This window comes from Streptomyces sp. NPDC050535 (genome assembly GCF_044457665.1).
In the GTDB taxonomy this organism is placed as follows: Bacteria; Actinomycetota; Actinomycetes; order Streptomycetales; family Streptomycetaceae; genus Streptomyces.
On record NZ_JBITHE010000006.1, the window covers coordinates 64,013 to 77,703 of the forward strand.

A 13,691-nucleotide genomic window follows, 5' to 3' on the forward strand; every position below is an offset into this window, starting at 1 on the left:
CACGACGCGCTCACCTCCCGGCTCTCCGCCTCCCGGCCCGCCGCCGTACCCGCCCGGCGTTCCGCTCACGTCCCATCACGCCCCGAGGAACCCCATGTCTCTGACCAGTGATCCACCCCGAGCCAGAACGGCTACCGAACCGGAGGATCTCGGCGCGCTCAAGGTCGTGCCCGTCCGCCACCCCTGGCGCTGGGCCGCCGTCGTCGCGACCGCCGTGCTGCTCGCGCAGTTCGCGCACGGGCTCGTCACCAACGCCGGCTGGGAGTGGGAGGTGTTCGCCGACTACATCACCGCGGACGTGGTCCTGAAGGCCGTCTGGGTAACCATCCAACTGACTTTCTACGGAACGGCGTTGGGCTTCGCGCTCGGTATCGTGCTCGCCTTCATGCGGCTGTCGGCGAGCCCGTTCCTGAAGGGCGTGGCCTTCGCGTACATCTGGGCGTTCCGCTCGATCCCGCTGATCGTGCAACTGCTCTTCTGGTTCAACCTCGCCTATCTCTACCAGGAGTTGCAGTTCGGCATCCCGTTCGGGCCCGGCTTCTTCTCCTTCCCCACGATGGACCTGGTGGGGGCCATGAGCGCGGCGGTGCTCGGGCTCGCGCTGCACCAGGCGGCCTATGCGGCGGAGATCGTGCGTGGCGGCGTACTGGCCGTCGACAGCGGCCAGTTGGAGGCGGCGGCAGCGCTCGGCATCCCCAAGCTGCGGCAGATCCGGCGGATCGTGCTGCCGCAGGCGATGCGCTCGATCCTGCCGAACGCCGCCAACGAGGTGATCTCCCTCTTCAAGGGCACCTCGATCGTCTCCGTGATGGCGATCGGCGAACTCTTCTACCAGGTCCAGGTGATCTACGGCCGCAACGGCCGGGTCGTCCCGCTCCTGATGGTCGCCACCGCCTGGTACATCCTCCTGACCACGGTGCTCTCGGTCCTCCAGTACTACGTCGAACGACACTTCTCGAAGGGGGCCACCCGATGAGCGCCACGGTCACGAAGGACGAGGGCACACAGGACCGGACGGGACCGATGGTCGACATCAAGTCCGTCCACAAGAGCTTCGGTTCGCTGGAAGTGCTCAAGGGCGTCGACCTCGAGGTGCGGACCGGAGAGGTCACCGTCATCCTCGGCCCTTCCGGATCCGGCAAGTCGACGCTGCTGCGCACCATCAACCACCTGGAGAAGGTCGACCAGGGCTGGATCAGCGTCGACGGCACCCTCGTCGGCTACCGGCGCTCCGGCGACAAGCTGTACGAACTGCGCGAGCGCGAGATCCTCAGGCAGCGCACCCAGATCGGCTTCGTCTTCCAGAACTTCAACCTCTTCCCGCACCTCACCGTGCTCGACAACATCGTCGAGGCGCCGGTCTCCGCGCTGAAGCGTCCGCGCAGGGACGCCGTGCAGGCCGCGCGGAAACTGCTCGACCGGGTGGGTCTTTCCGACAAGGCGGACGCCTACCCGAAGCAGCTGTCCGGCGGTCAGCAGCAGCGCGTCGCGATCGCCCGCGCGCTGGCCCTGGAGCCGAAACTGCTGCTCTTCGACGAGCCCACCTCCGCACTCGACCCCGAGCTGGTCGGCGAAGTCCTCGACGTCATCAAGGACCTGGCCCACCAGGGCACCACGATGATCGTGGTCACGCACGAGATCGGCTTCGCCCGCGAGGTCGCCGACACCGTCGTCTTCATGGACGACGGCCGCGTCGTCGAGCAGGGCGCCCCTGGAGACGTACTCGACAAGCCGCGGCACGAACGGACCCGGGCGTTTCTCTCCAAGGTCCTCTGAAGCCGCCTTCCGTCCTGTCCGTTCCTTCCTTCCGTTCCTTCTGTCTGTTTCTGAAATTCCCTGCCACTCATAGGAGTTCGCCCATGCTGTCCCGACGCACCTTCGCAGTCTCCGTCGCCGCCCTCGTCACCGCACCGCTGCTCAGCGCCTGCGGCGGTGACAGTGACGCGGCTACCGGGACGGGCGGTTCGGACACCAAGAAGGTCGGCAACATCAACATCGGCCCCGACCAGAACCGCGTTCGCGGCAAGAAGGTCGACGAGATCGCCGCGCTCGTGCCTGCCGCCGTCATCAAGCGCGGCACGCTGAAGCTCGGCCAGAGTGCCGACGCCTCGCCGCCACTCGGCTTCTACGCGACCGACGACAAAACCCGGATCGGCTCGGAGATCGACCTCGCGACGCTCGTCGCGGACACCCTCGGGCTCAAGCTCGACAACGAGGAGGTCTCCTGGGAGAACCTCTTCGTCGGGCTGGACAGCGGCAAGTTCGACGCCGTGTTCTCCAACGTCACCGTCACCGAGGAGCGCAAGGAGAAGTACGACTTCGCGACCTACCGCCTCGACAACATCTCGTTCGAGGCGAAGAAGGACGTCGACTGGGCGGTCAAGGTGCCCAAGGACATCGCGGGCAAGACCATCGCCGTCTCCTCCGGCACCAACCAGGAGAAGATCCTCGTCGACTGGAGCAAGCAGAACGAGGACGCCGGTCTCGAGCCGGTGGACATCAAGTACTTCCAGAAGGACACCGACTACTACCTGGCGCTCCAGTCGGGACGTATCGACGCCTACCTCGGCCCGAGCCCGTCCGCCGCCTACCACGTCGCGTCCGCCGGCCAGACCGTCGTCGTCGGCACGCTCTCCGGCGCCGGCGACGAGCTCCAGGGCAAGATCGCCGCCACCACGAAGAAGGACAGCGGCCTCGTGGACGCCTACGCGGCCGCCATCGACCACGTGATCGAGAACGGCACGTACGCCGAGGTGCTCAAGCGCTGGGGGCTGTCGACCGAGGCCGTCGAGAAGTCCGAGATCAACCCCGCCGGTCTGCCGAAGACCGAGTCGTAGTCCACCCGGGTCCGGCGGGACCCGCACGGGTCCCGCCGCTCCCCGGCTCCCCGCTGAGAGGTTCCACTCAATGACCGCACCGAACGGCCGGGCGCTGCTGCACCTGGCCGCCGCCCTCGACCAACGGGCGGCCTACGACGCCGCCTCCCACGTGGAGCTGGCGCAGCTCGCCGAGCGCGGGGCACTCGACTTCGTGACGGTCGGCGACACCTTCGCGCGTCCGGGGCCCGACGCGCTCGCCGTCCTCGCACGGGTCGCGCCCGTCACCCGCCGGGTCGGTCTGGTGCCGACCGTGACCACCACGCACACCGAGCCCTTCCACGTCCAGGCGGCCGTGGCCACCCTCGACTGGGTCAGCCGGGGCCGGGCCGGCTGGCAGATCGACGTGTCGACGTCCGAGGGCGAGGCGCGGCTGTTCGGCCGTCGGCACGCCGCGCCCGCCGACGCGCTGTGGCGGGAGGCCGGTGAAGTCGCCGACGTGGCCGCCCGGTTGTGGGACAGCTGGCAGGACGACGCCGAGATACGCGACGAAACGACCGGGCGCTTCATCGACCGGGACAAGCTGCATCACGTCGACTTCGAGGGCCCGACCTTCTCGGTGAGGGGTCCCTCGATCGTGCCGCGCCCTCCGCAGGGTCACCCCGTCCGGGTCGTCGACGCGACCGGGGGCCATGCCCGGCAGACCGCGGCCCGGTACGCCGACGTGGCGCTCGTGCGGGTCGCGGGCCCGGCGCAGGCCCGTGCCGTAAGGGCCGAACTGCGGGACGGGGCCGCGCGGTTCGGGCGGGACCCGGACGAGCTGCGCGTCCTCGCCGGACTCACCGTCGACCTCGGTGACGGCGAGCACGCGGCCGAGCGGGGGCACGGCGGCGGCGGACCCCGGCAGACCGCGCAGGGCCCGCTGTACCGGGGCGGCCCCGTCGACCTCGCCGACCTGATCGCCTCCTGGCACCAGGCCGCCGCCGTCGACGGCTTCCACCTCACGCCCGTCGAACCGCACCGTGACCTGGAGCGGCTCGTCAACGGAACGGTGGCACTGCTCCAGCACCGCGGCCTGTTCCGCACCTTCTATCCGGGCAGCACGCTCCGGGAGCACCTCGGGCTCGCCCGGCCCGCCAACCAGTACGCCGTGACAGGGGGAACGTCATGACCGTACGCAGGCAACTGCACCTCGCCGCGCACTTTCCCGGCGTCAACAACACCACCGTCTGGGCCGATCCGCGGTCCGGGTCCCAGATCGGCTTCGCCTCCTTCGAGCATCTCGCGCGCACCGCCGAGCGCGGTCTTTTCGACTTCTTCTTCCTCGCGGAGGGGCTGCGGCTGCGTGAGCACCGGGGGCGTATTCATGACCTGGACGTGGTGGGACGGCCCGAGTCGATCACCGTGCTCAACGCGCTCGCGGCCGTCACCGAGCGGCTCGGTCTGGCCGCCACGGTCAACGCGACCTTCAATGAGCCGTACGAACTCGCCCGCAGATTCGCCACGTTGGACCACCTCAGCGACGGCCGGGCCGCCTGGAACGTGGTGACCTCCGCGGACGCCTTCACCGGGGAGAACTTCCGGCGCGGCGGCTACCTCGACCGTGCCGACCGCTACCAGCGTGCCGCCGAGTTCCTCGCCACGGCACGGGAGTTGTGGGACTCCTGGACGCCGGACGGTCTGCCGCGTCCGTTCGCGCACCGGGGGCGGCACTTCGACATCGCGGGCGAGTTCGCCGTCCCGCGCTCGCCGCAGGGCCATCCGGTCGTCATCCAGGCCGGGGACTCGCCGGAGGGGCGCGAGTTCGCCGCGTCCGCCGCCGACGTCGTTTTCACGCGGCACGGCACGCTTGAGGCGGGCCGTCAGTTCTACGCCGACGTGAAGGGGCGGCTCGCGAGGTACGGCCGGGCGCCCCAGGACCTGAAGATCATGCCCGGGGTCACCGTCGTGCTCGGCGACACCGCCGCCGAGGCCCAGGAGCGGGCCGCCGAGATCCGCCGCCTGCAGATATCGCCGCAGAACGCGATCCTCGCGCTGGAGCAGATCTGGGGTGTCGACCTCTCCTCGTACGACCCCGACGGCCCCCTTCCGGACATCGGCCCGGAGCCCGAATCGACCCTGGTCCAGGGGCGGGTGAAGGTCGCCGATCCCTTCGCGGTCGCCGAGAAGTGGCGGGCCCTGTCGCACGAGAAGGGGCTGTCGATCCGGCAGACGGTGATCGAGGCGAGCGGCCGGCAGTCCTTCATCGGCACCCCGGAGGCCGTCGCCGCCGAGCTCGACGAGTTCGTGACGCGGGACGCCGTCGACGGCTTCATCCTCGTACCCCATCTGACGCCCGGCGGCCTCGACGAGTTCGTGGACCGGGTGGTGCCGCTGCTCCAGGAGCGCGGTGCGTTCCGTACGGAATACACGGGCACGACGCTGCGCTCACACCTCGGGTTGCCGGATCCGGTGTGGAAGGGTTGATCACATGACGACGGACGCATCCGAGGACTGGAAGCACTGGCACGAGCACCGCACCACGACGGTGTCCGCGCCCTATGGACCGCTCGCCCTCACGGGCACCCACTGGATCGAGGACTATCCGGAGGGACAGCTTCCGGGCATCCCGGGACGGTGGGCCGCCGAGGACGACGCGGTCCTCCTGACGGCGGCGGCCGAGGACGGTCTCACCGTCGACGGGAAGCCCTTCACCGGTGAGATCACGCTCGGCGCCGACCTCGGCCCGGCGGACGGAGCCCGCGTCGGGCACGGCGAGCACCGGTTCGTCGTTCTCGTACGGGAGGGGATCTGGGGCGTACGCGAGTTCGACCCCGGCTCACCCGGGCGGCAGGCCTTCAAGGGCATCGAGGCGACCGAGTACGATCCGCGCTGGTCGGTGCCGGGGCACTTCACGCCGTACGGCGAGAGCCGCACCGTGCGTGTCGAGAACGCGGACGGGCGGGCGCGCGGGCTGGGACTCGGCGGGGTGCTCGCCTTCACCCTCGACGGACAGGACCTCACGCTCCAGGTCTCGGTGGAGAGCGACGGCTCGCTCTGGGCCGTGTTCGCCGACTCCACGAGCGGGGACAGCAGCCACCGCTTCCGGTTCCTGCGGCCGGCGGCGCCCGACGCCGAGGGGCGTACGACGGTGGACTTCAACCGGGCCGTGCTCCCGCCGTGTGCCTTCGCGGATCACTTCATCTGCCCGTTCCCGCCGCCCGGGAACACCCTGGGCACGGCGATCGCGGCGGGGGAGCGGAACCTGCTCTGAGTCGTCCGACGGGATCGGGTTCACGGCACGCGCGCGCCGACGGTGGTTCTCGTCGGCGCGCGTTCGTGCGCCCGGATCGTATCTCCCTGTGAGATGGCTGTGTGCATGTCAAGAATTCGCCATTCTCGGCCACTGCCCGGCGCGCCGGGTGGCCGGACCCGATGAGGGGGGTGGTCGCCGGTGATCAGTGCGGTGACATGGTCGGCGCCTGTCAACACGCGTAGCTCCGGGGAGTGACTGACGCATGATCAACCCCCTTGTAACGTTGGTCAGTTGAACCTCAGGTGACCAAAAGGGGCCCTTGCGAACACTGGCCGCACCGCCGAATACTCCCCCCACAGCGCTTGTCAGGAGCACGGCTTGTCCGGAATCCGGACGGGGGTGTCTCTGGCTGCGCCTCACGGGCCCCGACCCCACGCGGGCCCCCGACATCCCCATCGGAGGGACGAACGTGAGGATCAAGCGCACCACCCCCCGCAGCGGTATCGCGAGACGGACCCGGCTGATCGCCGTCACCACCGGACTCGTGGCCGCAGCTGCTGTCACCATCCCCACCTCGAGCGCGAGCGGTGCGGAGCCCTTCAGCGCGTCCGAGCTGAAGAGCGCCAGCTCCTCGGTGCTCAAGGCCGATGTTCCCGGCACCGCCTGGGCGGTCGACGCGAAGACCAACAAGGTCGTCGTCACCGTCGACAGCACCGTCTCCGCGGCGGAGATCGCGGAGATCAAGACCACCGCGGGCGGCAACGCCGGTGCCCTGCAGATCAAGCACGTCCCGGGCAAGTTCAACAAGCTGATCCAGGGAGGTGACGCCATCTACGCGAGCAGTTGGCGCTGCTCCCTCGGCTTCAACGTCCGCAGCGGCTCCACGTACTACTTCCTGACCGCCGGTCACTGCACCGACGGTGCGGGCACATGGTGGTCGAACTCCGGGCACACCACGACGCTCGGGACCACGGCGGGCTCCAGCTTCCCGACCAACGACTACGGTCTGGTGCGCTACACCAACACCACGATCGCCAAGGCGGGCACCGCCGGCGGCGTGGACATCACCAGCGCGGGCACCCCGTCCGTGGGCACCACGGTCTACCGTGACGGCTCGACCACCGGCACGCACAGCGGCCGGGTCACCGCCCTCAACGCGACCGTCAACTACGGCGGCGGCGATGTCGTCTACGGCATGATCCAGACCACGGTCTGCGCCGAGCCCGGTGACTCCGGCGGTTCGCTCTACTCCAGCTCCGGTATCGCCTACGGTCTGACCTCGGGCGGCAGTGGCAACTGCTCCTCCGGCGGCACGACCTTCTTCCAGCCGGTCGTCGAGGCCCTGAACGCCTACGGCGTCAGCGTCTTCTAGGACCGGCCCGCACCACCTGGCCGACTCACGCGGTACCCGCGGTACGCACCACCGGACCCCCCACGCACCATCTGCGGCCAGCAGCAGACGAGCCCCCGCACGCAACTGCCGTGCGGGGGCTCGCCCTTGCTCGGGTGACGGAGTTACCGTCGACGTACGTGCCTGATGCGCCCACTTCGGACCCTGGGGGGCCGTAATGGTGGAGGAGCTGGTGGCGGCGGGAGTTTCCGTCGCGTCGGTGGGGCTGGTCTATGTGATGGCCGGAGCCCGTGTCGTCAAACAGTACGAACGGGGCGTGGTGCTGCGGCTCGGCAGACTGCGCTCGTCGGTGCGCGGCCCGGGGTTCACGATGGTCGTGCCCTTCGTCGACAAGCTGCGTAAGGTCAATATGCAGATCGTGACGATGCCGGTGCCGGCGCAGGACGGCATCACCCGGGACAACGTCACGGTCCGGGTGGACGCGGTCATCTACTTCAAGGTGATCGACGCCGCGGACGCGGTCATCCAGGTCGAGGACTACCAGTTCGCGGTCTCGCAGATGGCGCAGACGTCGCTCCGTTCGATCATCGGCAAGAGCGATCTCGACGATCTCCTGTCCAACCGCGAAAAGCTCAACCAGGGCCTGGAGTTGATGATCGACAGCCCGGCGGTCGGCTGGGGTGTGCAGATCGACCGCGTCGAGATCAAGGACGTGTCCCTGCCGGAGACGATGAAGCGGTCGATGGCCCGGCAGGCGGAGGCCGACCGCGAGCGCCGGGCGCGGATCATCAACGCCGACGCGGAACTCCAGGCGTCCAAGAAGCTGGCGGAAGCCGCCGGGGTGATGTCCGAGCAGCCCGCCGCGCTCCAACTCCGCCTCCTCCAGACCGTGGTGGCGGTCGCCGCCGAGAAGAACTCCACACTCGTACTGCCCTTCCCGGTCGAACTGCTGCGGTTCCTGGAACGCGCACAGCCTCCGGCGCCGGTGCCGGCACCCCAGCCCCCACCGTCCTCGCCGCACGTCCCGGACTCCTCGTCCGTCTCCCCGTCTCAGGAATCGGTGCGGGAGCAATTCCCGCCTGCCGAGGCCCTGGTGGAATCGGATACCGAAAGGGCGAAAACAGGGCAGGACCAGACCTCGTAGGGTGCACAAGGGGCACTCGCCGAGTGTGTTCGCCCCCTGTCAGCCTTGCGAAAGTGGGCGTCGAGTCAGCCTCGCGATGCAGACGTGGGTGGAGGCTTCGGCCCTGGCCCGTTTCTCGGGCGGGTTGTTGGGCCCGGCCCCGCTTCCTCGGGCGGGTTGTCTGGGCCCGGCTCCGTTCCTCGGGCGGGTTCCTCGGTTCCGGCTCCGTTTCCTCGGGCCGGTTCTGGTCCCGCCCCGTTCCTCAGGCGCCGGAGGGGGCCGGAGAGCGGTTCTGGCGGAGGGTCGCCGCGAGGATGGTCACCGCGCTTCCCGCCACCGCCCACGCCGAGAGCACCAGCAGCGAGCCGGTCAGGTCGTTGCCCTTGAAGTAGGCGATCGAGCGGGCCGCCCAGGTGCCCGCGCCCGGCGGCAGGGCCGGGCCGATCGCCTTCCAGAAGGGCGGCAGCATGGGCAGAGGGAAGGCGCCGCCCGCGCTCGGGTTGCCCGCGATCACCACCAGCAGGATGGCCAGGCCGATGCCGACGATCCCGAAGACGCCCTGGAGGGCGAGGGTGGCCGCGCCGACCGCGAAGGTGATCAGGGCGCCGAGGCCCCAGAGGGCGCAGACGCCGCCGGGCAGGGCGCCCAGGACCGGCCCGACGATGACCGCGCCGCCGAGCCCGCCGATGATCGCGATCAGGGCCATCACGATGAGCCGGATCACCGCGCGCCTCGGGTTCGAGGGCCGTGCGCCCGAGCTGATCGCCAGGATCGACGCGGCGAGGTAGCCACCCACGCACCAGCCGACGACCAGGTAGAAGGACGAGAGCCCGTCGAAGTCCCGCGTGGAGGCCGGGGCCACGTCGACGGTCCTCACCGTGCGCCGCTCGGCCTTCTCGAGCGTGCTGGTGAGCGTCTCCAGCGAGGTGGCGAGGACGGTGCCGCCGCCGGAGGCGACCAGGAGTGTGTCGGTGGTGCCCGCCGGATCGATCACCAGGGCTCCGTCGATCTCCCGGTTCAGGATCCGCTCACGCGCCGTGGCCTCGTCGGCGATCGTGCGCGGGTCCAGCGGCTCGCCCGGGATCTGCTTCAGCCGGGTCACCGTCTGCTCGGCCGCCGCCCGTGGCGCGACGACTCCGAAGGGCACGTCCTTGGGCTTCGGGTCGTGCAGCGCGCCCACATAGGAGGCGATGAAGAGCAACTGGAGGGCGATCACGCCGATGACCAGCAGCGTGGCCCGCGGGGTGACCGCTTCCCTGACCTCGCCGAGGAAGGACCTGCCTGGTGCGTGGGCTGTCTGCGTCATGCCCTCACGGTCGGGGCTGCCCGGTGTCCGCGCAGGTGGGGCGGGGCCGAACGGATGCCCCGGGGCCGTTCGGCCGGCGGCGGGGCCGAGCGCCCCGGCGTCCTTCACCGCGTGACCAAGCTCATCGTGGCGGACGTACGGGCGTGGTTCTCGAGGCGGCGGCTCCCAACTGTGCTGGCCGGGCATGGAGCTGACGGAGAGGCAGCTTTTTCGGCCACCGGCGATGGCACTCAAAATACGTTCACACGTTCGAATAAGGTCGCTGACCGGGGCTGATGGAGCTAGGCTAATCGAACGAGCGTACGATAGACGTATCGGGCGTATCGGACACGTGGCTGAAATGGGGCGGAGTGATGGAGGTGTGGCATGGCGGGCTTCGCTCATCTGCACGTCGCGTCCGGTTACTCCGCCCGCTACGGCGCCGCCCACCCCGAGCAGCTCGCCCGGCGGGCTGCCGAGCGCGGTATGACGGCGCTCGCGCTCACCGACCGGGACACGGTCACCGGTGTCGTGCGGTTCGCGCGGGCGTGCGCCGGGTCGGGCGTCCGGCCGGTCTTCGGTGTCGACCTGGCGGTGGAGGCACTGGCGCCCCCGCCGCCCGCCCAGCGCCGCCGCACCCCCGCGCGCGGAGGCGCGCATGTCGTCGAACCGCCCCTGCGGTTCGTGCTGCTCGCGCGGGACCGGGCGGGCTGGGCGCGGCTGTGCCGCATCACCTCGGCGGCCCATGTCGGTGCCGTGTCCGGTACACCGCCGGTGGTGCCCTGGGAGGCGCTGCGCGAGTACGGCGGTCCCGGTCTGATCGTGCTGCTCGGGCCGCTCTCGGAGCCGGTGCGGGCGCTGGCGGCGGGCCGGGAGGACGTCGCGGTGAAGCTGCTGGCGCCCTGGCGGGAGGCCTTCGGGGACGGGATCCGGTTGGAGACTGTCGTGCAGAAACGTTTCGGCGTCGGGCCTGGATCCCTGCGCCTGGCCGCCCGCACCCTGGCACTGGCCGACCGCACCGGCACCACCGCCGTACTCTCCAACGCCGTCCGCTACGCCGACCCCGACCAGCACCGGCTGGCCGACGTCCTGGACGCCGCGCGGCTGCTGCGGCCGATCGACCGGCGCCGGCTGGACAGCGGGCAGCGCTGGCTCAAGGACGAGGGAGCGATGGCGGACAACGCGCGGCTGATCGCCGAATGCGCGGGAGCGGGCCCCGGACGGGCGGCCCGGCTGCTGGCGGACACCGCCGCCACCGCGGCCGCGTGCACCGTTGATCCCGCGGCGGATCTGGGTCTGGGCACGGCGCACTTCCCGGAGCCGGGCGTGCTCGGTGCCGAGCCCGGGGCGGGCGGTGCGGCACGGTTGCTGCGCCGGCGGTCCGAGGCCGGTCTGGTCCGGCGCGGCCTGGACCGTGACCGCGCCGCACTCGACCGGCTGGACGAGGAGCTCGACATGATCTCCCAGCTGAACTACGACTCGTACTTCCTCGCCGTCGGCCAGGTCGTGTCCGACATCCGGGAGCTGGGGATACGGGTCGCTGCCCGTGGCTCGGGCGCCGGCTCGCTGGTCTGCCACGCGCTGGGCATCGCCACCGCCAACCCGCTCGACCACCGCCTGCTGTTCGAACGGTTCCTGAGCGTCCGCCGCAGGTCGCTGCCCGACATCGACATCGACGTGGAGTCCGCCAGACGCCTGGAGTGCTACGACGCGATCTTCGCCCGGTTCGGCAGGGAACGGGTGGCGGTCACCGCGATGCCCGAGACCTACCGGGCGCGCAGGGCGCTGCGGGACACCGGCCTCGCACTCGGCATCGCGCCCGCGGACGTCGACCGGATCGCCAAGAGCTTCCCGCACCTGCGGGCCTCGGACATCACGAGCGCGCTCGCCGAACTGCCCGAACTGCGGCAACTGGCGGCCGAGGCGGGCCGCTACGGACCGCTGTGGGAGCTGGCCGAGGGCCTCGACTCCCTGGTCCACGGCATGGCCATGCACCCCTGCGGTGTGGTCATCAGCGACGCGACTCTCCTGGACCGGCTGCCGGTGCAGCCCACGCCGCAGGGCGACTACCCGATGGCGATGGCGGCGAAGGAGGAGATCGAGGCGCTGGGCAACATCAAGCTCGACGTCCTGGGCGTCCGTATGCAGTCCGCGATGGCCCACGCCGTCACCGAGATCGAACGGACCACCGGCAACCACATCGACCTGGACGACCCGCAACAGGTTCCGCTGGACGACGTCTTCGCGTTCAAGCTCATCCAGGAGAGCCAGACGCTGGGCCTGTTCCAGCTCGAATCGCCCGGCCAGCAGGACCTGTTGTCCCGCTTGCAGCCCCGCGACCCGCAGGACGTCATCGCCGACATCAGCCTCTTCCGCCCCGGCCCTGTCGCCGGAGGCATGCCCGAGCGGTACATCGCCGCCCGGCACGGCGGCACACCGCACTACGCCCACCCGGACCTGGAACCGGTGCTCGCCGACACCTACGGAGTGACCATCTGGCACGAGCAGATCATCGAGACGCTGTCGGTGATGACCGGCTGCGACCGGGCGATGGCCGAGATCGCCCGGCGCGCGCTCGGCGAAAAGGAGCGGCTGCCCAGGATCAAGGACTGGTTCCACGGTCTGGCACGGGAGCGCGGCTACAGCACGGCGGTGCGGGACGAGGTGTGGAAGACCGTCGAGGCCTTCGGCGCGTACGGCTTCTGCCGGGCGCACGCGGTCGCCTTCGCCGTACCGGCCCTGCAGAGTGCCTGGCTCAAGGCGCACCATCCGGCGTTCCTGCTGGCCGGTCTGCTCGAACACGATCCCGGGATGTGGCCCAAGCGCGTCCTCGTCTCCGACGCCCGACGCCGTGGCGTGCCGATTCTGTCCGTCGACATCAACCGTTCGAAGGTGAAGCACACGGTGGAGAAGGCCGACGGAGAGCAGTGGGGCGTTCGGCTCGCGCTGTCCGCGGTGCACGGCATCAGCGAGGAGGAGTGCGCGCGGATCGAGGAGAGCCAGCCGTACGGATCGCTGTCGGACTTCTGGCAGCGGGCGCGTCCCAGCAGGCCGGTCGCCGAGCGGCTGGCGGAGATCGGTGCGCTCACCTGTCTGCACGACGGGCGCCTCACCCGGCGTGATCTCCTGCTCCAGATAGCCGAGTTGCATCGGCAGTCACAGGGCCGAGCCGCTGGCTCAGGTCAACTGCCCATCGACGCGGGGGCTGTTGGGGGAGCGGAGCCCAGTGGGCTGCCGGAGATGACCGGACGCGAGGCCCTCAGTGCCGAGTTGGGCACCCTGGGCATCGACGTCTCCAGGCATCTGATGGAGCATCACCATCGGCTGCTGCGGGAGATCGGCGCGACCGACTCGGCCCATCTGGCCGGACTGCGCGCCGGTCAGCAGGTGTTGGTCGCGGGCGTACGGGGCTCCACGCAGACCCCGCCGATCGCGAGCGGCAAGCGGATCATCTTCGTCACCCTGGAGGACGGCTCGGGTCTGGTCGACCTGGCGTTCTTCGAGGACTCCCATCCGGCCTGCGCGCACACCGTCTTCCACAGCGGGCTGCTCCTGGTCCGCGGCACGGTCCAGGTCCGCGGCACCCGCCGTACCGTCGTCGGCACCATGGCCTGGGACCTGGACGAGATCGCCGCGGCCCGCCGTGACAACGGCCCCGAGGCCGCCCTCGCCCTCCTCGGGGAGAGCCGGCCGCACCCGACCCCGGCCCAGCCGGCTCCGGGACGGCCGCATCCGGCCTCCGCCCAGCCGCACCGCACCCTGGCCAACGGCACCACCGGCGCCCGCCTGCACCCGTACGCCGACCTCCAGCCCGCCGGCACCCGCTCGGCCGACCTGAAGAAGTTCGGCTACCGCAGCCCGGGGAGTGCGGGGTGAACGGG

At 70.5% G+C, this 13,691-nt stretch carries 10 protein-coding genes; 9 read left to right on the plus strand and 1 reads right to left on the minus strand.

What is annotated here, in order from left to right:
* Positions 1-94 precede the first annotated feature (94 nt).
* From ACIBLC_RS15755 to ACIBLC_RS15790, 8 genes are all read left to right on the plus strand, one after another.
* Positions 95-976: an amino acid ABC transporter permease gene (locus tag ACIBLC_RS15755; RefSeq protein ID WP_399211499.1), complete on the plus strand. Its 882-nt coding sequence runs from the start codon at positions 95-97 to the stop codon at positions 974-976.
* Positions 977-1,023: 47 nt separating this feature from the next.
* Positions 1,024-1,776, plus strand: coding sequence for an amino acid ABC transporter ATP-binding protein (locus ACIBLC_RS15760; RefSeq protein ID WP_399211805.1), 753 nt, complete (start codon positions 1,024-1,026; stop codon positions 1,774-1,776).
* 83 nt (positions 1,777-1,859) lie between these two features.
* On the plus strand, positions 1,860-2,837 hold the full coding sequence (locus ACIBLC_RS15765; protein WP_399211500.1) for an ABC transporter substrate-binding protein: 978 nt from the start codon (positions 1,860-1,862) through the stop codon (positions 2,835-2,837).
* A gap of 70 nt (positions 2,838-2,907) precedes the next feature.
* On the plus strand, positions 2,908-3,987 hold the full coding sequence (locus tag ACIBLC_RS15770) for an LLM class flavin-dependent oxidoreductase (RefSeq protein ID WP_399211501.1): 1,080 nt from the start codon (positions 2,908-2,910) through the stop codon (positions 3,985-3,987).
* On the plus strand, positions 3,984-5,282 hold the full coding sequence (locus ACIBLC_RS15775) for an NtaA/DmoA family FMN-dependent monooxygenase (RefSeq protein ID WP_399211502.1): 1,299 nt from the start codon (positions 3,984-3,986) through the stop codon (positions 5,280-5,282). Before ACIBLC_RS15770 ends, ACIBLC_RS15775 begins: the two co-directional genes overlap by 4 nt.
* A gap of 4 nt (positions 5,283-5,286) precedes the next feature.
* Positions 5,287-6,069, plus strand: a complete 783-nt coding sequence (locus ACIBLC_RS15780) for a DUF1684 domain-containing protein (protein WP_399211503.1) — start codon at positions 5,287-5,289, stop codon at positions 6,067-6,069.
* A gap of 451 nt (positions 6,070-6,520) precedes the next feature.
* Positions 6,521-7,423, plus strand: a complete 903-nt coding sequence (locus ACIBLC_RS15785) for a S1 family peptidase (protein ID WP_399211504.1) — start codon at positions 6,521-6,523, stop codon at positions 7,421-7,423.
* A 196-nt stretch (positions 7,424-7,619) separates the two neighbouring features.
* Complete coding sequence (locus ACIBLC_RS15790) at positions 7,620-8,546, plus strand: slipin family protein (RefSeq protein ID WP_399211505.1); 927 nt, start codon at positions 7,620-7,622, stop codon at positions 8,544-8,546.
* 241 nt (positions 8,547-8,787) lie between these two features.
* On the opposite strand, the gene ACIBLC_RS15795 is transcribed toward ACIBLC_RS15790, so the two are convergent.
* Positions 8,788-9,831, minus strand: coding sequence for a DUF3533 domain-containing protein (locus tag ACIBLC_RS15795; protein WP_399211506.1), 1,044 nt, complete (start codon positions 9,829-9,831; stop codon positions 8,788-8,790).
* A 366-nt stretch (positions 9,832-10,197) separates the two neighbouring features.
* Here ACIBLC_RS15795 and ACIBLC_RS15800 point away from each other — a divergent pair, with 366 nt between their 5' ends.
* Complete coding sequence (locus ACIBLC_RS15800; protein WP_399211507.1) at positions 10,198-13,686, plus strand: DNA polymerase III subunit alpha; 3,489 nt, start codon at positions 10,198-10,200, stop codon at positions 13,684-13,686.
* Positions 13,687-13,691 lie beyond the last annotated feature (5 nt).